19 protein-coding genes and 1 pseudogene are annotated in these 23,635 nt (G+C 74.2%); 12 read left to right on the top strand and 8 right to left on the bottom strand.

Annotation, left to right across the window (positions count from 1 at the left end):
- Positions 1 to 41 precede the first annotated feature (41 nt).
- A complete protein-coding gene (locus tag AB0D93_RS01885; RefSeq protein WP_362111236.1) occupies positions 42 to 509 on the bottom strand; it encodes a DUF1877 family protein in 468 nt (155 codons plus the stop codon).
- A 390-nt stretch (positions 510 to 899) separates the two neighbouring features.
- Here AB0D93_RS01885 and AB0D93_RS01880 point away from each other — a divergent pair, with 390 nt between their 5' ends.
- The 4 genes from AB0D93_RS01880 to AB0D93_RS01865 all read left to right on the top strand — a co-directional run bounded on the left by AB0D93_RS01880 (position 900) and on the right by AB0D93_RS01865 (position 5,953).
- A complete protein-coding gene (locus tag AB0D93_RS01880) occupies positions 900 to 1,532 on the top strand; it encodes a sigma-70 family RNA polymerase sigma factor (protein ID WP_362111233.1) in 633 nt (210 codons plus the stop codon).
- A gap of 96 nt (positions 1,533 to 1,628) precedes the next feature.
- Entirely contained in the window at positions 1,629 to 2,453 is an 825-nt protein-coding gene (locus tag AB0D93_RS01875; protein ID WP_362111230.1) for a hypothetical protein, read from the top strand.
- Positions 2,454 to 2,661: 208 nt separating this feature from the next.
- A complete protein-coding gene (locus tag AB0D93_RS01870; protein WP_362111227.1) occupies positions 2,662 to 4,686 on the top strand; it encodes a cell wall-binding repeat-containing protein in 2,025 nt (674 codons plus the stop codon).
- Positions 4,687 to 4,780: 94 nt separating this feature from the next.
- The gene (locus AB0D93_RS01865) at positions 4,781 to 5,953 is read left to right on the top strand and encodes a PP2C family protein-serine/threonine phosphatase (protein ID WP_362111224.1); all 1,173 of its coding nucleotides are present in this window, start codon (positions 4,781 to 4,783) and stop codon (positions 5,951 to 5,953) included.
- A gap of 78 nt (positions 5,954 to 6,031) precedes the next feature.
- Here the strand turns inward: AB0D93_RS01865 and AB0D93_RS01860 are convergent, their stop codons facing one another.
- The 3 genes from AB0D93_RS01860 to AB0D93_RS01850 form a co-directional block, all read right to left on the bottom strand.
- Positions 6,032 to 7,225 (bottom strand): FAD-dependent oxidoreductase, encoded by a 1,194-nt coding sequence (locus tag AB0D93_RS01860; protein ID WP_362111221.1) that lies wholly within the window; start codon positions 7,223 to 7,225, stop codon positions 6,032 to 6,034.
- Positions 7,226 to 7,322: 97 nt separating this feature from the next.
- Entirely contained in the window at positions 7,323 to 8,273 is a 951-nt protein-coding gene (locus AB0D93_RS01855; RefSeq protein WP_362111218.1) for an RNA polymerase sigma-70 factor, read from the bottom strand.
- Positions 8,274 to 8,375: 102 nt separating this feature from the next.
- Positions 8,376 to 8,663, bottom strand: coding sequence for a metal-sensitive transcriptional regulator (locus AB0D93_RS01850; RefSeq protein WP_362111215.1), 288 nt, complete (start codon positions 8,661 to 8,663; stop codon positions 8,376 to 8,378).
- Positions 8,664 to 8,777: 114 nt separating this feature from the next.
- On the opposite strand from AB0D93_RS01850, the pseudogene AB0D93_RS01845 reads away from it, so the two are divergent.
- A pseudogene (locus AB0D93_RS01845) lies at positions 8,778 to 8,894 on the top strand (transporter); the annotation flags it as partial.
- A 36-nt stretch (positions 8,895 to 8,930) separates the two neighbouring features.
- Here the strand turns inward: AB0D93_RS01845 and AB0D93_RS01840 are convergent.
- Positions 8,931 to 9,176, bottom strand: coding sequence for a hypothetical protein (locus AB0D93_RS01840; RefSeq protein ID WP_362111212.1), 246 nt, complete (start codon positions 9,174 to 9,176; stop codon positions 8,931 to 8,933).
- 220 nt (positions 9,177 to 9,396) lie between these two features.
- On the opposite strand from AB0D93_RS01840, the gene AB0D93_RS01835 reads away from it, so the two are divergent.
- The gene (locus tag AB0D93_RS01835; protein WP_362111209.1) at positions 9,397 to 10,491 is read left to right on the top strand and encodes a hypothetical protein; all 1,095 of its coding nucleotides are present in this window, start codon (positions 9,397 to 9,399) and stop codon (positions 10,489 to 10,491) included.
- Positions 10,492 to 10,913: 422 nt separating this feature from the next.
- On the opposite strand, the gene AB0D93_RS01830 is transcribed toward AB0D93_RS01835, so the two are convergent.
- Positions 10,914 to 11,687, bottom strand: coding sequence for a VOC family protein (locus AB0D93_RS01830; protein WP_362111206.1), 774 nt, complete (start codon positions 11,685 to 11,687; stop codon positions 10,914 to 10,916).
- Positions 11,688 to 11,901: 214 nt separating this feature from the next.
- On the opposite strand from AB0D93_RS01830, the gene AB0D93_RS01825 reads away from it, so the two are divergent.
- Together AB0D93_RS01825 and AB0D93_RS01820 are read left to right on the top strand one after the other, a co-directional pair.
- Positions 11,902 to 12,735 (top strand): hypothetical protein, encoded by an 834-nt coding sequence (locus AB0D93_RS01825; protein ID WP_362111203.1) that lies wholly within the window; start codon positions 11,902 to 11,904, stop codon positions 12,733 to 12,735.
- Positions 12,736 to 12,824: 89 nt separating this feature from the next.
- Entirely contained in the window at positions 12,825 to 13,301 is a 477-nt protein-coding gene (locus tag AB0D93_RS01820; protein WP_362111200.1) for a hypothetical protein, read from the top strand.
- A gap of 53 nt (positions 13,302 to 13,354) precedes the next feature.
- On the opposite strand, the gene AB0D93_RS01815 is transcribed toward AB0D93_RS01820, so the two are convergent.
- The gene (locus tag AB0D93_RS01815) at positions 13,355 to 18,166 is read right to left on the bottom strand and encodes a DNA repair ATPase (RefSeq protein ID WP_362111197.1); all 4,812 of its coding nucleotides are present in this window, start codon (positions 18,164 to 18,166) and stop codon (positions 13,355 to 13,357) included.
- Between the two features lie 76 nt (positions 18,167 to 18,242).
- Positions 18,243 to 20,399 carry a flotillin family protein gene (locus AB0D93_RS01810; RefSeq protein WP_362111194.1) on the bottom strand — a complete coding sequence of 719 codons (2,157 nt, stop codon included), beginning with the start codon at positions 20,397 to 20,399 and terminating at the stop codon, positions 18,243 to 18,245.
- A gap of 272 nt (positions 20,400 to 20,671) precedes the next feature.
- Between AB0D93_RS01810 and AB0D93_RS01805 the strand changes: the two genes are divergently transcribed.
- The 4 genes from AB0D93_RS01805 to AB0D93_RS01790 all read left to right on the top strand — a co-directional run bounded on the left by AB0D93_RS01805 (position 20,672) and on the right by AB0D93_RS01790 (position 23,627).
- Entirely contained in the window at positions 20,672 to 21,751 is a 1,080-nt protein-coding gene (locus tag AB0D93_RS01805; protein ID WP_362111191.1) for a helix-turn-helix domain-containing protein, read from the top strand.
- Positions 21,752 to 21,853: 102 nt separating this feature from the next.
- Entirely contained in the window at positions 21,854 to 22,699 is an 846-nt protein-coding gene (locus tag AB0D93_RS01800; RefSeq protein ID WP_362111188.1) for a lipocalin-like domain-containing protein, read from the top strand.
- A 116-nt stretch (positions 22,700 to 22,815) separates the two neighbouring features.
- Entirely contained in the window at positions 22,816 to 23,280 is a 465-nt protein-coding gene (locus tag AB0D93_RS01795; protein ID WP_362111185.1) for a hypothetical protein, read from the top strand.
- Entirely contained in the window at positions 23,277 to 23,627 is a 351-nt protein-coding gene (locus AB0D93_RS01790; RefSeq protein ID WP_362111182.1) for a transcriptional regulator, read from the top strand. The genes AB0D93_RS01795 and AB0D93_RS01790 overlap by 4 nt, the downstream gene beginning before the upstream one ends.
- Positions 23,628 to 23,635: the final 8 nt, after the last annotated feature.

The raw sequence follows: 23,635 nt of genomic DNA, 5'->3' as shown, positions 1-23,635 counted from the left end.
CTGCCGGCTGCTCCAAGTTCCCTCTGTGCAGGCTCCGTTCGTCACACCTCAGGTTCGGGCAGACACTTCACCACCGCGTCCCCGCGCTCGGCCGTGTGGGCGTAGAACGCCCTCAGCTCCTGGTGCGCGGCCGCGAACGCGCGCCACGTCTCGGGCTCCGCGGTGACGCCGCCGTAGTGCGGCAGCACGCCGTCCCGGGCGAAGTCCCACAGCGCGGCGAAGTCGGCCGTGGCCAGGAACCCGGCCACCCGGCGGGCCTGGGCCGCCGTCAGCACCAGCAGCGGGGGCTTGTGCCGGTCGGCGTGGAACACCGGCAGGCCGCCGAGCACCACCTGGGTGTGGGGCCGGTCCTCGGCGAGGGGACGCGGGCGGGCGCCGGTGTAGATGCGCTCCTGGTCCCGGTAGCGTCGGACGGTCTCCGAGTCGCCCTCGAAGAGCCGTTCCAGCCAGGTCGAGCTGTTGCGCAGTGCCGGCGGCGGCACCGCTCGCAGACGGAGGTACGCGCTCATGCCAGAGGCAGCGCACGGGAGCACCGAAGCGTCACGCGGCCGGCCGGGACCCGGTGCAGTGGTCGGGGTCCCGGCCGGCCCGCCCTCTCCGCGCCGCCCAGGGGGGAGTCGAGAACGGCACGGAGACGGGTCCGGGGCGAGCTGCGGCACCGCTGCCGGCGAGCGGCCGGACCGGCCCGGCGGTACCGCGGCCCGGCACTCACCCAGCGCACGGCCGGCGGGAAACGTCACCCGGCCGCGGCCGCCGGTCACCGGCGGAGTTGTGAAGGGCTTCGGCCCCGTTGTGACATTTCTGTGCGCGCGCACGCTGGTCCGAGTGGGGCCGTCGATGCGACCGGAGCGCGGCGGAGGGCACGAGCCCACAACGAACCGGCGCGAACGAGGACAGACTTGGGCCAGGCACGGCAACCCCGGCGCGCACAGGCGTACGACGGTGAACTGGGCGCGGCGGTCGCACGGGCCCAGGAGGGAGACGAGTCCGCCTTCGCGGTCGCCTACCGGATCGTCCAGCCGGGCCTGCTCGGCTTTCTGCGCGGCATCGTCGGCGACGACGCCGAGGACGTGGCCGCCGACGCCTGGCTGGAGGTGGCCCGCGACCTCGGCCGGTTCAAGGGCGACGGCGCCGGGTTCCGCGGCTGGACCGCGACCATCGCCCGGCACCGCGCGCTGGACCATCTGCGCCGCCGGCGCGTGCGGCCCCGGGCGGGCGGGACCGAGCAGGACGTACTGGACCTGCCCGCTCCGCACAACACCCATGAGCAGGCGCTGGAGTCCCTGTCCACGGCGCGCGCCCTGGAACTGGTGCGCCGGCTGCCCCGGGACCAGGCCGAGGCCGTGCTCCTGCGGGTCGTGGTCGGCCTCGACGGTCCCGCCGCCGCACGCGTCCTCGGCAAGCGCCCCGGAGCGGTGCGTACGGCGGCCCACCGGGGTCTGAAACGCCTCGCCGTGCAACTCGGCGTCGGCGGCGAGGCGGAGGAGGGTGTGACGGATGGGGCTGCCCGAACGCTGGGGGAGTCGACATGAACGACTCCGGCGGCAGCGGCCGACGGACGGCACCGGGCGCGGTGCACCGGACGCATCGAAACGGCCGGACGGGAACGGACAGGAACGGAAGCGGACATGGGTGAACGGCTGAGCGGCGACGGAGTACCGGGCCGTCGGCATGCGCAGCCCGGCGCCGTGTCCGGCGCGCCGGGTGCGGTCGAGGCCGCCGCGCTGGAGACGGCGCTGGCCGCCGTCCTGCGCGCCGGCGATCTCGATCCCCGGGCCGAGCAGCGGGCCGTGGCGGCGTTCCGGGCCGCGCGCGCCGCGGGCGCGCACGCGCGGACCCGGCGGCGGGACGACTGGCGGCCGCGCGCGGAGCGGCGGGCCCGACGGCCCCTGAGGATGACGTTCGGCGTGGTGTTCGCCAGCCTCACCCTGGGTGGTGTCGCCGTCGCGGCCATCGGCTCCGCGGGCTCGTCCTCGGACGGGGCCCGCGACGGCCGGGCCGCGCGCCCGTCGGCGGCGGCCCCGGACCGGCCGGGCGGAGCGGGCTCGTCGACGTCCTCCGGCGGCCACCGGCCGGCGGACAGGCCGCCCACCGCCCAGGACACCGAAGCCCACTGCCGCGCCTATGAGCAGGTGGACGGCCACGGCAAGGCGCTCGACTCGACAGCCTGGCAGCGGCTCGTCACGGCGGCCGGCGGCCGGACGAAGGTCGCCGCGTACTGCGCCGGGCAACTGGCGCGGGCGACGGCCCCGCCGGGCGGCCCGGGCAAGTCCGGCTCGGGTGCGGCGGGCGCCGGCGAGGGCGCGACGGGCAGGAGCGGCGCCTCCGGCAACTCCGGCAAGGGCGCGTCCGGCGGGGCGGGCAACGGCACGTCCGGCAGCGACCCCGGCGGCACGGACAAGGCGTCCGGGAGCGGCGGGACGGGCGGTGGGAGCGGCGGGAAGCACAAGTAGCGCCGGATCAGAGGTGCTTCGCGGGCGCCCGGGTCCGCTTGATGTGCCTGGCGCGGTAGCCGCCACCCCCCCATGTGACCCCTGTCTTCACATGCGCCGTGGCCTGCCATTACTGTTTCGCCGCTGCCGTACGGACAACGAACACGATGCCGTCCGTTCGCCTCGGGGGAGAGGCCCGGTGGCCATCCATTCACTTGTGGGGGCACTTTTGAACACACACCTGCGCCGAAGACTCGCGGCGCTCACCGGCGTCGCCGCGCTCGCGGCGGGGCTCCTCGCCGCTCTTCCGGGGCCGGCGGTGGCCGCCTCCGACGGCTGGCCCGCCGTCGACGGGAAGCTGCTGTACACCGACGTCGGCGGCCAGATGGCCTTCGTCAACCCCGACGGGTCCTTCGCGGCCCAGTTCTACCCGACCGGCAACCAGGGCGCCTGGTCCGCCGACGGCAGCCAGGTCGCCTTCGTGAACCCCTACGACGACCACATCCGCACGGCATGGGCCGACTCGGAGGACACCGGGGTCGACATCGCCATGCCGGCGGGCAGCGGCTGGCATCCGAAGGACCCGACGTTCTGGTACGGCGGCGGTGACGTCGTCTTCGCGGCCGGCGGCCGGCTGCGGATCACCGCGGCGGACGGCACCCGCGCACCCGAGGCGCTGTTCGGCACCGACGTCGACGGCTGCGACTCCAAGCCCAGCGGCGCGGTCAACGGCATGCTCGCGTTCGTCCGCACGGGCACCAGCTGCACCACGACCGGCACGCCCGCCGTGTGGGTCTACAACGGCCGTACCGGGGCGTTCAAGAAGCTCGCCGACGACGCGAACGAGCCGAGCATGTCCCCGGACGGCGGCTCGGTGGCCTTCACCAGGTCCGTCGACGGGCACAAGCAGATCTTCACCGTCAAGACCGACGGCACCGGACTGGCCCAGGTCACGACGGGCGACTACGGCCACAACCGGCCCGCGTGGTCGCCGAAGGGCGACCGGATCGCGTACGACATCTACAACTCCGGCAGCCCGGACGACCCGAGCGGCCCCCAGCTGCGGATCCTCGACCTCGGCACGGGCACGGTGGCCAAGGTGCCCCAGGGCGACGGCACCGACGTGGCCTGGCAGCCCATCCGCGACAACGCGATCTCCCGGGTCTACGGCTCGGACACCTACGACACCAACATCGCGTCGTCGAAGTGGACCTGGAACACGGTCGGCACGAGCACGCCCGGCCTGGCGAACGCGGGCGCGGCCGTCCTCATCAGCAAGTCGGACTCGGCGTACGCCACGACCGCGACCTCGCTGGCCGGCAAGAAGCGCGGGCCGGTGCTGATGACCTCCGGCACGGGCCTGGACACCTCGGTGCAGACCGAGCTGAAGCGCATCCTGCCGAAGGGCCGGACGGTCTACCTGGTCGGCGGCACCAAGGTCCTCGGCAGCGCGGTGGCGTCCAAGGTGACCTCGCTCGGATACACGGCCAAGCGGCTGTCGGACGTCTCGCGCTACTCCACCTCGGTGGCCGTGGCCAAGGCCGTCACCAGCACACCGAAGTACGTCTTCCTCGCGACCGGCACCGACTACCACAACGCCCTCGCGGCGAGTTCCGCCGCCGGTTCCCTGGGCGGTTCGGGGACCGCGGTCGTGCTGCTGACCGACGGTTCGACCATGACCGCGTCGGTCTACGGCTACCTCAACAAGTACAGCCCGGGCACCACGAGGATCATCACGGTGGGCACCGACGCCGAGTCGGCCCTGACCAGGGCGTACAACGCGGGCAGGATGCCGAACTGGCCCAGCAAGTACACGTACTACCGGGTCGCCGGCGGCACGCCGCAGTCCAACGCCAGGAGCCTCGCCCAGTTCTGGTGGTCGCTGCCGTCGGACGCCGCGGTGGCCTCCGTGGGCAGCTGGCGCGGCGGGGTCTCCGCGTCGGCGGCGATGACCACGTACGGTCCGCTGCTGTGGACCGACGTCACCTCGCTGCCGTACGACACCAAGCGGTACCTGATGTGGATGTCCGCAAGCCTGCACCACGTGGCCGTCTTCGGCGGCACCGGCTCGGTCGACGCGTCCGTCATCCCGACGATCGGCGCGGCCATCGGCGTGGGCAGCCACTACACCTACACCCCGTACTACAAGGGAGCGGCCCCGCAGGGCGTGACCGCCCAGCCCCAGTCCGCCGGCAGCACCGAGCCCGCTGCCCACCCGGACCTGGCCCCACTGCAGGTGACGGTCAGGAGGTGACCGCCGCGCCCGGGCCGCCGACGCCGGCGGCCCGGGCGCGGACCTGGGCGTGAGCCGATCGCCGCCCCGCCAGTGGTGGTGCACAGTGGTAGATGTGAACGTCCGGCCACGCCTTGCCGGTGTGCGGCGGCCCTGGCAGTCGAGCCATGCGCTGCTGCTGATCCCCATCGTGCTCATCGTGGTGATCACGATGGTGGACCAGTTGGTCCCGGCCGACATCCACCTCGGTCCGCTGCTGGTCATCGCCCCCGCGATCACCGTCTCGTTCGCCGGCGCCTGGTCCACCGGGCTGATCGGTCTCCTGACCGTCGGGGCGCAGGCGTACATCGGCTGGCACTTCGGTGTGCTGTTCTCACGCAACGTGCTGGTGCAGCTCCTCGCCCTCGCCGTGCTGTCGGCCCTGACGGTGTTCTACTGCGTGATCCGTGAGCGGCGGCGGCGCCAGCTGGCCCAGGTGCGCATGGTCGCCGAGGCCGCGCAGCACGTTCTGCTGTGGCCGCTGCCGGAACAGATCGGCTCCATGAGGATCGCCTGCCTGTACCTGGCCGCCGAGGCAGAGGCCCAGATCGGCGGTGATCTGTACGCCGCGACCCCCACCGACAACGGCGTACGGGTCATGATCGGCGACGTCCGCGGGAAGGGCCTGTCCGCCATCGGCGAGGCCGCCCTCCTCATCGGCGCCTTCCGGGAAGCCGCCCACCACCACACCACGCTGCCCGCGCTGGCCACCGCCCTGGAGCAGAGCGTGGCCCGCAACCTGCCCGACCTCGTGCCCGAGGAGGAGACCGGCGAGCGGTTCGCCACCGTGATGCTGGCCGAGATCCCCGACGACGGCCACGTCACCCGGATCCTGAGCTGCGGCCATCCGCCGCCCCTGCTGCTCAGCCAGGGCAGCGCCGTCACCGTCCCCGTGCACCCGGCGCCCCCGCTCGGGATCCACGGCCCGGCGCCCGGTGACTACACCGTCGACGTGCTCTCCTTCGAGCCCGGCGACACCCTGCTGCTCTACACCGACGGCGTCGTCGAGGCCCGCGACGCCGAGGGCACCTTCTACCCGCTGGCGGGACGCGCCGTCCGCTGGGCCGGCAGCAGCCCCGAGAAGCTGCTGCACCACATCCGCCGGGACCTGCTCGACCACGTGGGCGGCCGCCTGGACGACGACGCCGCGCTCATCGCCCTCTGCCGCACACCGAGCCCGCACCGGGCCCATCGACACGGCGTCCACATCGCCGGGGTCGGCCACCACGGCGGACCGGACACGCACTGAGCCACCAGCGACAGCCACTCCGGAGGACCAGGACGGACCGCGTCCGGTCGGGGCCGGTGTTCGTCGGACGGGGTGGGATCAGGTCGTGGCCTCGGCCGGTGCGGGGGTGTTGGCCGGTTGCCGGGCGACGCGGCGGCGGCGGGCCGGTAGGAGGGTCGGGTTGGCGACGGCCCAGGCCGCTCCCTTGCAGACCAGTTCCTTGTAGTGGGCGGCGAGCCGACCCGTCAGGGCCGCACGGACGGCGCGGTCGTCGGCGGTGACGTACTGGATCAGGCCTTCCCCGCGGCCCAGCGAGATGCACTGGTTGAAGTAGCGCACCGGGGTCTTCGGGACCTTCGCGCCGGTCAGCCGGGCCACGATGGCGTCGGCGGCCTGCCAGGCGGTCGGGACGCCCGAGGCGCACGACATCCGCAGCGGCTTGTCGCCGGGGCCCATCGCCATGGCCGCGTCGCCGACGGCGTACACGTCCGGGTGCGAGACCGAGCGCATGGTCCGGTCGACCACGATCCGGCCCGTGTCCGTGACCTCCAGGGTGGTGGCCCGCGCGATCGGATGGACGGCGAAGCCGGTGGTCCACACGGTGACCGCGGCCGGGAGGGCCGTGCCGTCGGCGAGGACGACGCGGTCGGCCTCGACGGCGGTGACGTCGGCGTGCTCGCGCACGGTGATGCCGAGCCGGTCGAAGACCTTCCGCAGGTGCCGGCGGCCCTTGGGCGAGAGCCAGTCGCCGAGGCCGGCGCGGGCGGCGAGGGCGACGTCGAGGTCCGGGCGGGCCTCGGCGATCTCGGTCGCGGCCTCCAGCCCGGTGAGGCCGCCGCCGACCACGAGCACGGGCTGTCCGGCGGCCAGGCCGGCCAGGCGCTCGCGCAACCGGAGTGCTCCGGGACGGCCGGCGAGCTCGTGGGCGTGCTCGGCGGTGCCGGGGACGCCCTGGTCGTTCCAGCCGCTGCCGAGGGCGTGGACGAGGGTGTCGTACGACAGTTCCTCGGCGCCGTTCGGGCCGCTGACCGTGACGGTCCTGCGGTCGACGTCGACGGCGGTGACCCGCGCCGGCTTCAGTTCGACGCCGGTGCCCGCGAACATCTCGCCGAGCGGCCGGGGCCTGAGGTCCTGGCCGGCCGCGAGCTGGTGCATCCGGACCCGCTCGACGAAGTCGGGCTCGGCGTTGACGAGGGTGATGGCGACGTCCTCGGGGTGCAGCCGCCTGGCGAGGCGCCCGGCGGCGATGGCTCCGGAGTATCCGGCCCCGAGGACGACGATGCGGTGCTGCATCTCCTGGCTCCTGTCTGCTGCTGTCTTCAGCGGATTCGCCCCTTGAACCGGGCGGCCCGCCGTTTCCTGACAGGAGTGGGATGTGAAGCACCTCACATCATTGCGGGAAGAGGGTGAGCAGGGGTTCGCCGTGGTCGACGGCCGCCCACTGCCGGGTCGCGCGTTCCAGCTTGTCGGGGTTGACCTGGTTGCGGAACGCGGCGATGCCCTCGGGGGTGATCTCCAGGCACATGACGCCGAAGACCCGGCCGTCGACGACCGCCACGAGGGCGGGCTCGCCGTTGGCGGTCGTGGCGTAGATCTCGGGCGAGCCGCCGGCCAGGGCGCGCTGGGCCGGGCCGGGCCTGAACAGGCCCCGCATGAACTTCGCGACCGCGAGGGCGCCCTCGAAGGCCTTGGCGCGGGCCGGGACCTTGCCTCCGCCGTCACCGATCGCGACGGCGTCCTGGGTGAGCAGCCGCACGAGCGGCTCGGTCCTGCCGCTGGTGGCGGCCGCGAGGAACTCGTCCACGATCCGCCGGGCGGCGTCCCGGTCGATCTCGGTGCGGGCCCTGCCGTCCGCGACGTGCTTCTTGGCGCGGTGGAAGATCTGCTGGCTGGCGGACTCGGTGATGTCGAGGATCTCGGCGATCTCCCGGTGCGGGTAGGCGAAGGCCTCCCGCAGCACGTACACCGCGCGCTCGTTCGGGGCCAGGCGCTCCAGCAGGACCAGCACCGCGTACGAGACCGACTCGCGCTGTTCCGCGGTGTCGGCGGGGCCGAGCATCGGGTCCCCGGCGAGCAGCGGCTCGGGCAGCCACTGGCCCACATAGGTCTCGCGGCGTGCGCGGGCCGAGGTGAGCTGGTTGAGGCACAGGTTGGTGAGCACCTTCGTCAGCCAGGCCTCGGGGACCTCGACGCGGTCCACGTCGGCGGCCTGCCAGCGCAGGAAGGTCTCCTGCACGGCGTCCTCGGCCTCGCTCGCGGACCCGAGGAGACGGTAGGCGATGGCCTCCAGACGGGGTCTGGACGCCTCGAACCGGTGCACGTCGCTCAGGGTCAGAGCCATGGCCGGATCCTAGCCCGCGGGGTGCGCGGCTCCGCCGCGACGGTGCGCGTGTGCTGCCGGACGTACGGGACGGCGATCCGCGGACCGTGGGCGGCTGCCGGCCTACGCCAGCGACAGGAACAGCCTCTCCAGCCGCGCGCGCATCGCCTCCGTGTCCTCACCGTTCTTGCGGCCCGACTCGATGTCCGCCACGCACTGCTGCAGACCGGTGGCGATGATCGCGAAACCCGCCCGGTCGAGGGCGCGCGAGGCGGCGGCCAGCTGGGTGACGACGTCCTCGCAGTCCCGCCCCTCCTCGATCATCCGGATCACGCCGGAGATCTGACCCTGCGCACGCCGGAGCCGGTTCAGCACCGACTTCAGGGCCGCGCCCTCAAGCTCCAGGTCCACCGTCACTCCTCACCAGCTCCCTGAAAAAATACCCCTGGGGGTACTGTACGTCCCGGTTCGGGACGGCGGCGACCAACAAGGATCACTTCACACACGACCAGCCCCCACACCCCCGTCCTCTCCGCCCTCACCGACACCTGCGGCATGGCCGTCGTACTGGACAAGCTGCCCCACAACCGGCCCGGCCCGGCCGACCTCGACACGACGATCGCCGCGCTGCGCGGCCGCTGACGCTCCACGGGCCACGCCCCCACCCGGGCGCCCGCGTCACCGGGCGCCGGCGCCCTCTTCCGCCGCTCCCGCCTGCCGAAGCAGCAGCCCGGCCAGGTCGCGTGCCTCGGCCGGGGTGAGGGCCGCCCACACTCCCGGCTCACCGCCCTGGTCCTCGCCGACGTCCAGGGTGATCCGGCCGACGGGCCGGTCCGGACGCCCGAACCACAGGCAGTGCACCTCGATCCGGCGCCCGCACCTGGTCACCAGCGGGACCTGTGCCACCTCTCCTGCCGTCGTCATCGCTCCCACGCTCCTCCTCCGGCGACCCGGGGGCCGTACACCCGGCCGGCTACGGGAATCAGCGCGTCCCGCACCGGAATTGTTCCGGGCCGGCGATGCCGACGCCGACCCGGTACGGGGGATCACGGCCCCGGATCCGGCTGTGTGATGATGCGTGCCGCACGGCCATCGGCTCCGGGGAGGGGCCGGTCGGGATGAGCGAGAAGGGCGGGGACACGGCGTGGGCAAGGACGGGGAGTCGTCCATATCGGACGAGGAGTGGGAGCGGTTCCTCCGGGAGGCCGAGGCCGGGACTCGGGGCGCGCCCCAGGAACCGTCGGCCCGGGCCCGGATGGTGGCGCGGCGGCTGCGGGAGGAGCCGGCCCGGCCGGACGCCTGGCGCGCTCATGAACCGCCCCGGCGCGGTGGCGGCAAGGCCCGGTACGTGGCCGGTCTGCTGGTCGCGGCCGGTCTGCTGGTCGTGGCGCTGAATCCGGGGCGGGTCACCGGATGGTTCGGGGGCGGGGGCGGCGCGGGTGCGCCGCTCGCCGCGGAGTCCGAGCGCCCGGACCAGCCACCGCCGACGACGGCCGCGGACCAACGGCCCACCCGGGAGCAGCCGTTCAGGGGATCGCCCGCGGCGCGCTGGGACGACGGGGCGGCCGGGATCGGGATGCCCGCGGCACGGGCGACCGGCTGGATGGGCAAGGAGCAGGTGGCGCAGGCGCTCGACCGGAGCCGGGACTTCCTCGTCGCGTCGAACCTGGACCACGGTGTGCTCCGGGGGGAGCGGCCGAAGCGGGCGATCGCGCTGATCAACCCCCACCAGCAGGACGTACAGCGCTATCTGGCGGCGGCGTTCCGCTCCCCCAGCCGCGGCGACGATCCCCTGCTGCTGTTCAGCCGGTTCGACCAGGCGAAGGTCCGGCTCGTCGGGGACGTGGTCAAGTCCCGGGGACGGATCACGTACCGGGAGGGCGAGCGCGGCGCGGTCGAGGTGACCGCCGACGTCACGTTCGTCTACCCGGTCGCACGCGCCGGGGCGGACGGAGACGAGGTCGTGCGCACGATCGTGCGCCGCGAGATCGTCATGAGCTGGGACGACCCGGCGAAGGTGATCACCGAGCGCGGGACCTTCTCCCTCCGCTCCTACAAGTCGGACACCACCAACGGCGGCTGCGGCACCTACACCGGCTATCTCACCCCCGAGTTCGGCACCGGGAGTGCGAGCCCGGACGACGGCCGGACCATCGACCCCTACGACCGGAGCACGCCGGTCGAGGCGGGTGGGCGGGGCGGGAGCGCCAGGACCTGCGGGACCGCCACCCGCTCCTGAGCGGTGCCGCACGCACACTCCGCAGGGCGCGCAGCGGAGACAGGTAGTTCGGCAGGAACCTCAGCGTCATGCCGGCCACGCCCACCCACAGCGTGGCCGGTGCGCCGAACACCGAGCCCACGGCCCCTGCTGCACGCTGGACTCGGCCACGACGCAGACGACCCCGCCCAGCGGGAGGGCCGCGAGGCCGACCGCCGCCGCGCACAGGCTCCGGCCCCGTGGACCAGGGCGACCGCGTAGAGCCGGCCCACCGTCAGCGCTCCCGCCCACCACGCCGCCGGTACCATCGCGAGCACCAGGGCCCGCACCAGGTCGGCTCCGCGTGACGCGGGCGATTCCGGGCGGATTCGCAAGCTACTGCACCGGGTCACGGCTACTGGAGCAGCACTGCGTCGCGTGGTCGCCCCGCTGCTCGCGTCCCGTCAGGCCTGGCGCGGGTCCGGCCTGAGGACCGCGAACACCGCCCCGGCCGGGTCGGCCAGCCACGCGATGCGGCCGACCCCGGGGACGTTCGCCGCCGGCATCAGCACCGAGCCACCGCTGTGACCCACCGCGGTGACGACCGCGTCCGCGTCCGTCACGGCGAAGTACGGCACCCAGCGCGCCTCCTCCCTGCCGTCCCGCAGCGGGGCCACACCGCCGAAGGAGCCCTCCTGCTGGTCGCCCTCGGCGATGCTGAGCACCTGGTACGTCATGCCGGGTGCCTGCATCTCCTGGGCGCGCCAGCCGAACAGCTCCCGGTAGAAGGCGATGGCCGCCGCCGGATCGCCGACGTGCAGCTCCACCCACACCAGCGTGCCGTCCTCGGACGCCCGCTGCAGTCCCTGCCCGGACTGGAGCACCGCGAACTGCGCGCCCTGCGGGTCGGTGAACTGGACGAAGGCGGCCTCGCCCAGGGTCACCGGCTCGGCGCGCAGCTTGCCGCCGGCCTCGGTCACGGCCCGGGCGGTGGCCTGGGCGTCACCGGTGCGGAAGTACGTCATCCACGCGGATCTCGCCCCCGGTTCGGTCAGCGGGCCGAGGGCGGCGACCGTGCCGCCGTTCTTCTGGAAGTAGCCGTAGCCGCCCGCCTCCGGGCCGGCGGACACGAACTCCCAGCCGAAGACGGCGCCGTAGAAGGCGACGGCCGCCGGGAGGTCGGGGCTGCCGAGGTCGAGCCAGATGGGCGACCCCGTGCGGAACTCTGTGCCGAGCATGCGTCTCCTTTGCCGTCCGGTGTGAAGCCGCCCGCCACTATGCCGACGGACCGGCCCCGGGCCGGCCCGCCGGACCGGACGCGCGCCCGGTTTCACCCGGCCGGGGAAGAGAACCCCGCGAATCTGCGCAGGAGTGCCACACGGACTGCACACAGCCTTTCGAAAGGCTCGTTAGCGTGACTGCTCGCCGCTCCCCCTGGACCCAGGAAGACAAATGGACTACTGCTCCTCGTGCCGCCGGCACCTCAACGGCGCCCTGGTGTGTCCCGGGTGCGGTGCCTACGCCCCGGACATAGCCCCGCCCCGCTCCCACGCCCCCGCCGTCACCGCCGTACCGCCGGCCGCCGACAGCTGGTTCCGCGCCGAGGAACCCGCCGCCGCACCGCCCGCCGACGCGGAGGACATGCCGTCCGCCGACGTCGAGGACGCTCCCCCGGCCCCGCGCGGACGCGCGGCCCGGCGGCGGCAGCGGGCCCGCTGGAAGAAGAGCCAGCGCCGGGCCGTGGTGGCGACCGCCGTCGCGCTGGTCGGCGGCGGCCTGACGCTCGCCTCCATGGACCGCGGCGGCTCCGGCGACCGTGCCCAGGCGGCCAGCGCACCGGACAACCGGAGCATGGGCCTGAGCGACGAGCCGTCGGCCGCGCCCAGCCGGCCGGCGAACACGCCGACCCCGCCCGCCACCACGCACCGGCACGCCCCCGCCACACAGGCGGCACGGACCCCTGCCGCCGACGGCACCCACCAGCAGACCCTCGCGATCACGCCGCGCACGGCCCGGACCGTGAGCCACACAGCCACCGCGACGGTGGCCCCGCACCCGACAGCGTCGGCCACACCGGCCGCCCCGCGGCCGCGGACCGACACCCACACGTCCTCCGGCACGAGCACCGGCGGCTCGGGCACGAGCACCGGCGGCTCCGGCGGCTCCGGTACGACGGCACAGCCGGCGCCCCCCGCCGGCACCGGCGGCAGCGCCTCGACGCCCACCACGTCCCCGGCATCGACCTCCCCCGGCCAGCTCTGCCTGGTCCTGGTCTGCCTCGGCTGACCGGGCGCCCTCAACGGGCACGGACGCAAGCTCCCCCTGTCGTTCGGCGGTCGGCTACGCTACGCGCCGAACGACAGGGGGAGCGACACATGTTCGACAAACGAGTGCGGGTGGCCGGCGTGACGGCGGTCCTGCTGGCCCTGCTCGCCGCGTGCGGTGGCGGCCATGACGGCGACGACACCGTCCACGGCCTCAAGGACACGCTCCGCCACGTCACCAGGAAGACCACGCCGGCCACCCGGCCGCACATGGTCAGGAACTGCACGACGCGCACCCACCGGGTCGGGCACAGCTCCCGCTCCGGGTCCGGCAGCCACCGCCGCACCCGCACCTGGTACACCACCGAGCGCTACCAGGACTGCCACAGGGTGCGGCACGGCACGGAGACCTACCGCAAGGAGATCCGCCCGGAACGCTGGTGCGTCCGCCTCGACGACGTGAACGGCAACCGGAAGAAGGACGACGTCTGGTACCGCGTCGACCGTACCGACTACAACCGTGTCCTGGACGCCGACGACCACGCCCGGGTGCAGTTCGTCCCGGTGTTCCCGGCCACGGGCTGCTGACCGACGGCGTCACCCGTCCCGCCGCGCCGGCGACGGCGCGCGGAAGCGGAGCGTCACCGCTCCTCGCCCCCTGAGTCCGCCCGGGCGCGGGTGATGGCGGACTCCACCGCCGCCACCCGGTCCGCGAGCAGGCCCAGGGCGGCCACCGCGCGGGTGAGGGGGTCGTCGTCGCGGCCGCCGAGGGTGCGTGCCCGGACGTGGGCGGCCTTCACCTCGGCCCAGCGGGCGGCCCGGACGGCGTCGAGCGTGCCGCGCAGCTCCGCCAGCTTCAGCAGGTTGGCCTCGGCGCCCGTGGTGAGGGTCTGGGCCTCGGCCGTGTAGTGGTCGGCCACGACGGCCTCGCGTTCGGCGTCGTTCATGACCGGCCGCAGCCGTTGCGCGATCTTGTTCATGTCGCGGTACGAGCCCTGGAGCCGGAAGGGGGGTTCCGTGCGGGCCGCATCCGACTGCGCGGCGGAGGCGATGTAGGCGGCGTTGACCTTGAGCACCGTCTCCCGCACCGCGGCGACATGACGCAACACGGCCAGCACACCCTCGAGTTCGGCCGCCGTCATCGGCTGCGTGAGGCGGTCGGCGCGGGCCGTGGGGTCGGCGGCGGCCAGCCGGACCAGGAGGTCCAGGTCGGCGCGGTCGCGGGCGGCGAGCGGGGCGAGCACCGGGTTGGCGGTGAGCGCGTTCTCGACGAAGCTGAGCGCGAAGACGTCCTCCTTGCCGGTGAGGACGTCACCGAGGTTCCACACGTCGGCCCGGTTGGCGAGCATGTCGGGGATGCGGAAGCGCTCGCCGGACTCGGTGTAGGGGTTGCCGGCCATACAGACCGCGAAGCGCTTGCCGCGCAGGTCGTAGGTGCGCGGTGCGCCGTCCCACACGCCGTCCACGCGCCGGGTGGCGTCGCACAGCGGGATGAACTTCTGCAGCAGTTCGGGCGAGGTGTGCTGGATGTCGTCCAGATGGAGGAGCGTGTTGTTGCCGGCCGCCAGCGCGAAGTTGATCTTCTCGATCTCGCGGCGGGCCGTGGCGTTCGGGGCGTCGGCCGGGTCCAGCGAGGTGACGGTGTGGCCGAGCGCCGGGCCGCTGACCTTGACCAGCATCAGGCCGAGCCGGTCGGCGACGTACTCCATGAGGGTCGTCTTGCCGTAGCCGGGCGGGGAGATCAGCAGCAGCAGCCCGCCGGTGTCGGTGCGCTTCGACTCACCGGTGGTGCCGAGCTGCCGGGCCAGGCTGTCGCCGACCAGGGGGAGGTAGACCTCGTCGACCAGGCGGTTGCGGACGAACGCCGACATCACCCGGGGGCGGTGGTCGTCCAGGCGGAGGCGGTCCCGTTCGGCCGCCACCAGGGCCGTACGGCGGCGCTGGTAGGCGCGGAAGGCCGGGACGTCCTCGGCGCCGAAACGGGCCGTGCGGGCCAGGAACTCGTCCAGCCGGAGCGGCAGTTGTCCGGCGCTCACCCGCGGGTGCGCGCCCAGCAGGCCCTCCGCGGTCGCGGTGAGCGGGGCGTCGCCGTCGTAGCGGACGAGGCCGGGGCACAGTTCGGCGGCGACCGCCTCGGCCAGCTCACCGGGGCCGGCCTCGGTGCCGGTGGCGGCGGCGTAGGCGCCGAGCCAGGCGTGCACGACCTGCCGGCGCGCGCCGAGGTCCGTCAGCCCCTCCAGGTCGTCCCGGTAACTCCCGCCCGCGTGCCGGAACTTCTCCAGCAGGGTGCGCGCCGTCAGCCCGAGGACGAAGCCCTCCGGGCCGCCGGTCAGCTCCTCGAAGAGATAGGCGGCGGCCGGTCCGCCCGCCGCCGAGGCGTCCCAGGTCTCGATCGCCCCGGCCAGCTCCCGCTGCAGCTCCCCCACGGCCGGCACGCCGCCGAAGGCGTCCCGGGCCCGGGCCAGCGACAGAGCCCGCCGGGCCCAGGCGGTACGGGCCTCCTCGGTGGTGCCGTGCGCCCAGAACAACTGGGCGGCGGCGCGCGCGGCCGGTTCGTGGCGCAGGGTGCCGGCGCCCTCGTACAGGGGCAGCAGGGCGCGCAGCACGACCGTCGCGTCATGGTCGTGGACGCCGCGTTCATAGCCCTCGTCGTACGACTCCTGCGCCGCCCTGCGGACCAGGTCCGGCAGGTCGTCGGCGGCGGCGAGGACGGCCGGGCCGTGCTCGGCGAGCAGGCGGGCGGCGAGGTGCTCGGCGCGGTAGACCTCCGGCGACTCGGAGGGCAGCCGTCGGTCCCAGTGGGCGCGGGTGCCGGCGAAGCCGGGGTCGGTGACGGGGGCGCGGTAGTCCGTGCCCGTCACCGCGAAGGCGAGGGTGTCGCCGTGCGGGACGAGGGTGAGGTCGAGCGGCTGGGTGTTGACGGCGAAGCGGTGGCCGCCGAGCAGCAGGGTGCGGCCGTCCTCGGCGTACAGGTCGGCGCGGTCCCGCAGGGCGCGGACGGCCTCCTGGCGGGCGGACTTCAGCCGGCCGTCGAGCTCCTCGGCGCGCACGTCGTCGCCGAGGGCGCGCAGTTCGCCGGCGGTGCGGCGGACCTTGGCGACCAGCGGGTCGGAGGCGAAGTAGGTGGTGACCGCGTCGGTGTCGGGGAGGGTGGCCGCGCGCCGGGCGACCGTCTCCAGCATCCGCCCGGCGGAGACGGCGAGTTGCTCGGCGCGGCGGGCGCGGGTGTCGGCGAGGGACTGCTTGCGGGCGGCGAACGCCTCGTGGATCTCGGTGCGGCGGTCGGCGAGTTCGGTGAGGAAGTCGTCGAACTCGGCGAACCGCCCGTCCAGGTCCTCCAGCCGGGCGAGGACTGCCGCGAGCTGGTCGTCGCACTGCTCCGGGGTGCCGGACGCGGCGAGCGCGGCGGTGACGGCCTGGGCCAGCAGGGCCGTCTCGGCGGCGAACTCGGCCCGCCCCTCGCGGTCCTGGAGGCTGCGGCGGCGGGCGTCCAGGGTCGCCCGGGCCCGGTTGACGCCGCCCAGCACGTCGGCGATCCGCTCCAGCACCGCCGTACGGACCGTGGCGTCGGCGATGTCGAGGCCGGTCACGACCTCGGTGACCGTGCGCAGCCCGTCGGCGAGCTCGTCTAGGCGGGCGGCCACGGGCGCCCCGCCGGCCACGGTCTCCACGGCCGCCGCGTCCGCGACCAGCCGCTCGACCTCCTCCCGCTGACCGGCGAAGGCGTCCGCGCGGGCCAGGAACGTCACCGCCCGCCGCCCGAACGCGACCAGGTCGGCCTCGGCGCCGTCGGCCAGCTCCTGCAGCCGGGCCGCGTCGACGTAGCGCAGCTCCCGCAGCGTGAGCAGGTGCCCGTGGGCCTGCCGGAGGTCGGTGAGCCCCCGCACCCAGGCGGCGGCCTCCCGCGGGGCCTCGCCGCGCAGCCGGCGCACCACGGCGGCGATCCGCCCGTCGGCCTCGTCGAGGGCGTCGGCGGCCTGCCGGGTCAGCTCCCGCACGGTCTCGAACTCACCCAGCACCTGCTCGGCGGTGTCCCGCACGTCCCCCAACGGGCCGACCAGGCCGCCGAGTTCCGGCTCCGTGAGCCAGTGGTGGGTGTCGGCGGCGCGCACACAGGCGGCCACCAGCGCCCGGTACCCCTCGCTCGTCCCGATGCCGTCGGTCACCAGCCGGGCCACGGACAGACAGTCGGCGAGTCCGCGCACGAGGTCCGCGTTGCCGACCCGGGCGAACACGCCGGTGCCGGTGCGCAGGGCGGCCGCGTGGGTCTCGGAGACGTACGGCGAGGTCCACCACTGGACCGGATGGGTGTGTGCGGGCTCGTCGCCGTCGGCGCGCAGCACGGCGAGCGCGCCGTCCTCGAACAGCGCCCAGCCCCGGCACGGCAGTGGGGTGGCGACCTCCTTGCGCAGGGTGTTGTACGACAGCAGCAGCGTGCGCCCCTGGGCGCGGGACCGGAAGGCGTACAGCACGTCCTCGCCGTTCGGTGCGCGCACCTCCCGCTCGAACTCCAGCCCGTCGGTGTCGACCTCGTACGTCTTGTGGGCACCCCCGGCCAGGCAGTACCCGCCCGGGAAGACGATGCCCTGCTCCTCGGGCAGCCGCCGGCACGCCTGCCCGATGCCGTCCAGCCGGACCACCGTCCGGCTCAGCGTGTCGAACACCAGGTACCGGTCGGCGTCCTCCTTGTACGGCCGCACCCGCAGCAGCACCAGGGCGCCGACCCGGGCGTGCCCGACCGCCGCGTCCGCGAGCGACTGCAGCGGCTCCTGCACGGGCTCGGCGTACAGCGGCTCACCGTCGGGGGTGCGCACCGTGAGGGAGCCGCCGACGGTCGTCACGCCGAGTCCGCCGGGCACGGCCACGTACGGGTCACGGCCGAGGACGTGGTCCTCGCGGGTGGTCCCGGTCCAGGTGACGTCCTGGCCGGGCGGGAAGACGTCGTCGCGGTCGCCGCGGGCGTCCAGGAACGCCACCCGGCCGTCGTCGGCGAGGCTCCAGCGCAGTACGCGCACGTCGTCGGCCTTCTCGCCGGTGCGGAACACCGCCAGCAGCCGGCCCTCGGCCCGGCGCAGCCTCAGCAGGCTCGCCTCGCGGTAGTAGCGGTGCAGCGCGCCGAACTCCTTGACGAAACCAGGGTCGTCCAGCAGACCCGGCACGGCGCCCTCGGCCAGCCGCCCGCCGTCGCGGCCGTAGAGCGTGAGGACGTCCGAGACTCCGCCCGTGACCCCGGTCGCGCCGAAGAGGAGCGCGTCCCCCACGGCCACGATGTCGCTCGGCACGCACGCGTGCTCGGTGCGGAGGCGGGCGGTGCCCGCGAGGTCCATCCGGGCCGAGCCGAACTCCTCGGCGCGGCGGGCGTTCAACGACCCGGCCCGCCGTGCCAGCTCGGCCGCCTGGGCCGCGAGCCGGTCGCGGAGTACCTCGTAGGTACCGGCGTCGACGGTGGCCATGGAGCGTTCTTCCCTTCGTGGTCATGTGCCGGTGCGCGGTGCCGTCGGCTGCGAGGCACCGCGCCCCCGTCCGGCCTCAGCTCCTGGCGCCGCTCCCGTTCAGCGCGGTCAGCGGCGTGTCCGACAGGCCCAGTTCGCTCGCCCGGTCCAGGAGTTTCTGGAGCTGACCCGCATTCGGGCCACCGCCCTTGATCTGCTTCATCAGCAGCGCCGAGACCGTCAGGTTCCGCAGGTCCGCCGAGCCGAGCGAGCCGAGGACGCGGCTCAGGTCCTGCGGGAAGCTGCCCGAGCCGTCCAGCCAGGGCCCGGCCAGGGCCTGCGCGGTGTGGGAGTTGTCGACGAAGCCGTCCACGCCCTTGCCGAGGGAGACGGAGGACACCAGCCGGTCGAGGAAGACGGACTCCCCGCCGACGATGTCGATGTCGGCGTGCTCCAGGCCGGTCGCGAGGACCGTCGCCTGGGCCTCCGCCACCTGCCGCTGAGTCTCCAGACCGGCCAGCCGGATCTCCTTCTCCGCCTGCAGCCGCAGCCGGTACTCCTCGTGCCCGCGCGAGGCCTCGTCCAGCGCGGCCATCGCGGCGGCCTTCTCGGTCAGACCGGCGGCCTCGGCCTTCAGCTTCTCGCCGATACCGGTCGCCTCCGCCAGGGCCTTCGCCCGGGCGCCCTCCGCCTCGGCCTTCAGCCGCGCCTCGGTGGCCTGCGCCGCCGCCCGCGCGCCCTCGGCCTCCGCGAGACCCCTGGCGCGTGCGCCTTCGGCCTCCGCGAGCGCCTTGGCCTGGGTGCCCTCGGCCTCCGCCCGCAGCCGGGCCTCGGTGGCCTCCGCCTCCGCGCGCCCCGCCTTGACGGTGACCTCGGCCTCCTTGTCGCGGACCTGCACGGCGGCGAGCCCCTCGGCGGCGGACTCGGCCTGGACGCCCTCGGCGAGCCGCAGCTTGGCCCGGGCGTCGAGGTCGGCCGTCTTCAACCGGGCCTCGGCCAGGGTGAGTTCCTCGGCGGCGCGGTGCGTGGCGGCCTGCTCGGCGGCCTCGGCGGCCTTGATGTCCTTGACCAGCTTCTCCTGCGCCTCCGCCTCGGCGGCGATGACGAGGGCCTGCCGCTCGCGCTCGGCCTCCTCGACCACGCGCAGCTTCTTGATGGACTCCTCCTGCTCGGCGACCGTACGGTCCACCGCGACCCGCTCCCGGACGACCTCGGCGATCTCCCGCTTCTCCGCCTCGACCTCCTTCTCGGCGGCGATCTTCGTCAGCTGGGTCTCCCGTTCCCGGGCGATGACCTCCAGCAGGCGGTCCTTCTCGATGCGCTCGTTCTCGACAGCGATGACCCGCTCGCGGTTCTTCGCGGCGACGGCGATCTCCCGCGCCTGGTTCTCGCGCTGCACGCCGAGCTGTTCCTCGGTGCGCAGGAAGGCGCCCTGGGCGCGCAGCCGCTCCTCCTCCACCACGCGGGCGGTCTCGGCCTCCTCGCGGGCCCGGGAGGTCTCGATCTCCCGCTTCTGCTTGATCTCGGCGTCCGCCTGCCGGCGCTCCAGCTCCAGGATGGCCTCGCGGGCGTCGACGTCCTGGCGGGTGATCTCCTTCTGCTCGTTGCGGCGGGCCTCGTTGGTGCGGACGTGCTCGACCGCCGTCAGCTCGGTGATCTTGCGGATGCCCTCGGCGTCGAGGACGTTGGCCGGGTCCATCTGGGACAGCGGGGTCTGCTCCAGGTAGTCGATCGCCGCGTCCTCGAGGTGGTAGCCGTTGAGGTCGATGCCGATCAACTCGATGATGTGGTACCGGAGTTCCTCGCGCTTGGTGTACAGGTCGGTGAAGTCCATCTGCTTGCCGACGGTCTTCAGCGCCTCGGAGAACTTCGCGTGGAACAGCTCCTGCAGCGTGTCCTGGTGGCTGGCGCGCTCGGTGCCCACGGTCTGGGCGACCTTGATGACGTCCTCGACGGTCTTGTTGACCTTGACGAAGAACAGGATCCGGATGTCGGCGCGGATGTTGTCCCGGCAGATCAGCCCGTCCCGGCCGGAGCGGCTGATCTCGATGGTCTTCACCGAGATGTCCATGACCTCGGCCTTGTGCACGATCGGCAGTACGACCTGTCCGGTGAAGGACACGTCGACCCGCCGCGTCTTCGACACGATCAGGGCCTGGCTCTGGTCCACCTTGCGGTACAGCCGCGAGAACGCGAGCAGCGCGAGCAGCACGACGACGAGACAGGCGGCGACGAGCACGCCGAGGACTTCCATGGCATACGTCCTTGCGTCAGACGACGAGGTACGGAGCCCCCCGGGGCCGCGGTGCCGGGCGGCCGCCCGGACCCCCGTGCCGGCCGTTTCTCCCGGTCATCCGCCGGTGCCCGGCACCGCGACCCTCCGTAGTGCTCCCCGCAGAGGATGGTGCGACGGCGGCACGCACCGGCGCATTGCCGGTTTCCGGCAGTGTTCACTAGGGTCTGTGTGCCGGACATGCGCCAAGAAGGCGTCACCGGCGCGTCAAGATCACGGGGGACGGGACCGGCATGGGGGACCAGCACGACAGACACGACCTGTCCGGGCACTACCTGGACGGCTTCGCCCGGACGCTGGCCGACGTCGCCGTCACCGGACGGCGGCTGACCCGGGAGGAGCTGAAGCTGCGGCGGACCCTGGGCGAGCAGGCCGCCGACGCCGGGCACGGACTGCGGGCGCTGGTCGTCGCCCACCTGGCCGCCACCCGCGCCGCCTGGCCGGACACGCACGGCTCGACGGAGGGCGGCCTGGCCACGCTGGCCGCTCTGGAGCAGGCGATCGACGCGTTCGCCGAGGGCTACGAACGTGCCCAGCGGCTCGCCGTGCGCCGCGACGAGGCCGCGCGCCGCGAGTTCATCGACGACCTGCTCTACGGCCGCAGCGACCTCGGCCGGCTCGCCGAGCGCGCCGAGCGCTTCGGTCTGCGCCTGTCCCGGGCGCAGGCGGTGGCCGTCGCCGAGGGCCCGTCCCCCTGTGTCGAGGGCGGCCCGGTCGCCCGCCGGGTCGAGGCCGCCGTCCTCGCCCGCTTCGACTCCCGCAGCATCCTGCTCACCACCAAGGGCGGCCGGCTGCTGTGCGTCGCGCCGGGCGACGAGGACGAGGTCCTCCTGCACTTCGCCCAGCACGCGTACGCGGCGGCGGGCGGCGGCCGGGTCGCCATCGGCCGCCCCCAGCACGGCGCGGGCGGGGTCGTGCAGTCCTACGAGGAGGCCCTCGCCGCACTGGAGATGGCGGCCCGTCTCGAACTGGCCGGGCCGGTGCTGCGCGCCGCCGACCTGCTCGTCTACCCGGTGCTGGCCCGGGACCGGCAGGCGCTGGTCGACCTCGTCTCGCACACCCTGGGCCCGCTCGCCGCCGCCCGGGGCGGAGCCGTACCGCTGCTGGAGACGCTCGGCGCCTACTTCGACTCGGGGTGTGTGGCCGCCGAGGCCGCCCGCCGGCTCTCCCTCAGCGTCCGCGCGCTCACCTACCGTCTGGAGCGCATCCACCAGCTCACCGGCGCCGATCCGGCCGACCCGGCCCACCGCTACATGCTCCAGACCGCCGTGATCGGCGCCCGCCTGCTGGACTGGCCGAACCGCCCCCTGTGAGTCACGGCGGGGCCGGTCGGCCGGGCCGTCTTCCGTGGCCGGGCGGTTCTAACCTTGATCGGTGATCCGGCCGTCAACGGCCGCCCGGTGACAGGAGATTCGATGACCACGGCCCGCCCCACCCTGATCGACGCCGCCGACGGACTCGCCCCGGTCCGTACCGGTGAGGCGGAGTCCTGGTGGTTCGGCGCCAGGGTGCACGACCAGGAGAAGGTCTTCTGGGTGAAGATCCACACGATGGTGATGGACGGCGCCTGCCTCAGCACGGTCGCACTGCGCCGGGAGCCGGACGGGCACACCGAGGACAAGCACACCGTCGAGGCCCTGGACGCGGTGACGGTGGCGGCGGACTCGCTCGACGTGCGGACCTCGGCCCTGACCGTGCGCGGGGACCTGGACGGGCTGGAGGTGTCCGGCACGACGGACGGCGCGTCGGTCCGGCTGGCCCTGCGCCGCGAGGATCCCGTGCTCTACAGCGGCGGCGCCGGCGTGTTCCCCTTCTTCGGCGGACGGACGGGGCAGTACGCGCTGCCCGGCCTGGTCACGTCGGGAACCGTCACCGTCGGGGGGACGGCGTACCGGGTCGGCGGACGCACCTGGTTCGACCGCCAGTGGGTCGCCGGGGCCACCGAGGCGCCGCGGTTCACCTGGCTCGGGCTCGACCTCGGCGCCGGCCGGTATCTGAGCGTCTGGGACGCCGCGGGGGACGGCACCTCCTGGCTCACCGCGCTCAGGGCCGACGGCTCCCACCTGATCACGGACGCCCGGCGGACCGAGCGGGACGGACACTGGCTGCTGACCGTCCCCGGTCTCGACGCCTCCCTCGCGATCACGCGTCGCGGGCTGTTCAGCACGCCGGGCGTCCACACCGGCGTGTGCGATGTGACGGGCACGCTCGCGGGCGAGGAGATCACCGGGCACGGCTTCACGGACGTCATCGGCGCCTGAGGCATCGACACCATCGGAAAGTACTTGCATTCTTGGAAAGTACTGTCCATGCTTTCGGTATGCATCCGGGGCGGCCCGACCAGCCGCCCCCTCCCTGCCACACCGGAGGAACACACATGAGCAGCACGGGGGATCCGATGGACGCCCGGCAGGCGCGGGACGCGCTCGCCGCCGCCCACGCGGCCCGGACCGCGGCGCGCACGGCGAGCGGGCGTGGCATACCCCGCCGTTATGCCGTCGGACAGGGCCTGACCTGCGCGGCCGGCTTCACCGCCCTGGGCCTGGCCGACCGCGAGCCACGGTGGGGGCACTGGCTCGTGGCAGCCGCCGTGGTGAGCCTGATCGTCTTCCTGGCGCTGATCTGGGTCGGCTCGCACCAGGGCGGGGTGACCCGCTGGTTCAGCCGCGACCGCGGCGCCGGCCAAGCCGCCTGGCGGGCCTGGGTGGTGCCCTTCGCCCCCGTGGCAGTCGGCCTGCTGGCCGCGATCCCGTACGGCGTGACCGGCTGGTTCATCGCCTTCGGCCTGGCCTGCGGCACGGACCACGTGCTGCGCGCGACCTGGCGGACCGGTACCGCATGACCGGCCCCATGGGCGGCGCGCCCCCCGCTCTCGACCGCGAACTCCACCACCCGACGCGGCTGGCCCTCGCCGCCTACCTCTCGGCGTGCGGCGAGGCGGAGTTCGCCGTCCTGCGCGACTACTGCCAGGTCTCCGACTCCACGCTGAGCAAGACCCTCTCCGCGCTGGAGAAGACGGGCTACGTCAGCATCCGCAAGGGGCACCTCGGCAAGCGGCCGCGCACCTGGGCCGCGCTCACGCTCACCGGCCGCAGGGCGCTCGACCGTCATCTGGCGGCGCTGGAGGAGATCGCGGCGACGGCCCGCCGGGCCGCGGAGGCCAGCGAGCCGGAGGGTTCCGGCTCCTGACGCACCGC

The sequence above is a fragment of the Streptomyces sp. NPDC048191 genome, from assembly GCF_040652655.1.
Lineage (GTDB): Bacteria > Actinomycetota > Actinomycetes > Streptomycetales > Streptomycetaceae > Streptomyces.
Note: the sequence above shows the minus strand (reverse complement) of the source record. Positions and strands in the feature narration are given on the sequence as shown.

Coding starts and splice junctions, on each gene's coding strand:
- AB0D93_RS01885 (WP_362111236.1), bottom strand. CDS start 509: ATGAGCGCGTACCTCCGTCTGCGAGCGGTGCCGCCGCCGGCACTGCGC.
- AB0D93_RS01875 (WP_362111230.1), top strand. CDS start 1,629: ATGGGTGAACGGCTGAGCGGCGACGGAGTACCGGGCCGTCGGCATGCG.
- AB0D93_RS01860 (WP_362111221.1), bottom strand. CDS start 7,225: ATGCAGCACCGCATCGTCGTCCTCGGGGCCGGATACTCCGGAGCCATC.
- AB0D93_RS01855 (WP_362111218.1), bottom strand. CDS start 8,273: ATGGCTCTGACCCTGAGCGACGTGCACCGGTTCGAGGCGTCCAGACCC.
- AB0D93_RS01840 (WP_362111212.1), bottom strand. CDS start 9,176: ATGACGACGGCAGGAGAGGTGGCACAGGTCCCGCTGGTGACCAGGTGC.
- AB0D93_RS01830 (WP_362111206.1), bottom strand. CDS start 11,687: ATGCTCGGCACAGAGTTCCGCACGGGGTCGCCCATCTGGCTCGACCTC.
- AB0D93_RS01825 (WP_362111203.1), top strand. CDS start 11,902: ATGGACTACTGCTCCTCGTGCCGCCGGCACCTCAACGGCGCCCTGGTG.
- AB0D93_RS01820 (WP_362111200.1), top strand. CDS start 12,825: ATGTTCGACAAACGAGTGCGGGTGGCCGGCGTGACGGCGGTCCTGCTG.
- AB0D93_RS01815 (WP_362111197.1), bottom strand. CDS start 18,166: ATGGCCACCGTCGACGCCGGTACCTACGAGGTACTCCGCGACCGGCTC.
- AB0D93_RS01810 (WP_362111194.1), bottom strand. CDS start 20,399: ATGGAAGTCCTCGGCGTGCTCGTCGCCGCCTGTCTCGTCGTCGTGCTG.
- AB0D93_RS01805 (WP_362111191.1), top strand. CDS start 20,672: ATGGGGGACCAGCACGACAGACACGACCTGTCCGGGCACTACCTGGAC.
- AB0D93_RS01800 (WP_362111188.1), top strand. CDS start 21,854: ATGACCACGGCCCGCCCCACCCTGATCGACGCCGCCGACGGACTCGCC.
- AB0D93_RS01795 (WP_362111185.1), top strand. CDS start 22,816: ATGAGCAGCACGGGGGATCCGATGGACGCCCGGCAGGCGCGGGACGCG.
- AB0D93_RS01790 (WP_362111182.1), top strand. CDS start 23,277: ATGACCGGCCCCATGGGCGGCGCGCCCCCCGCTCTCGACCGCGAACTC.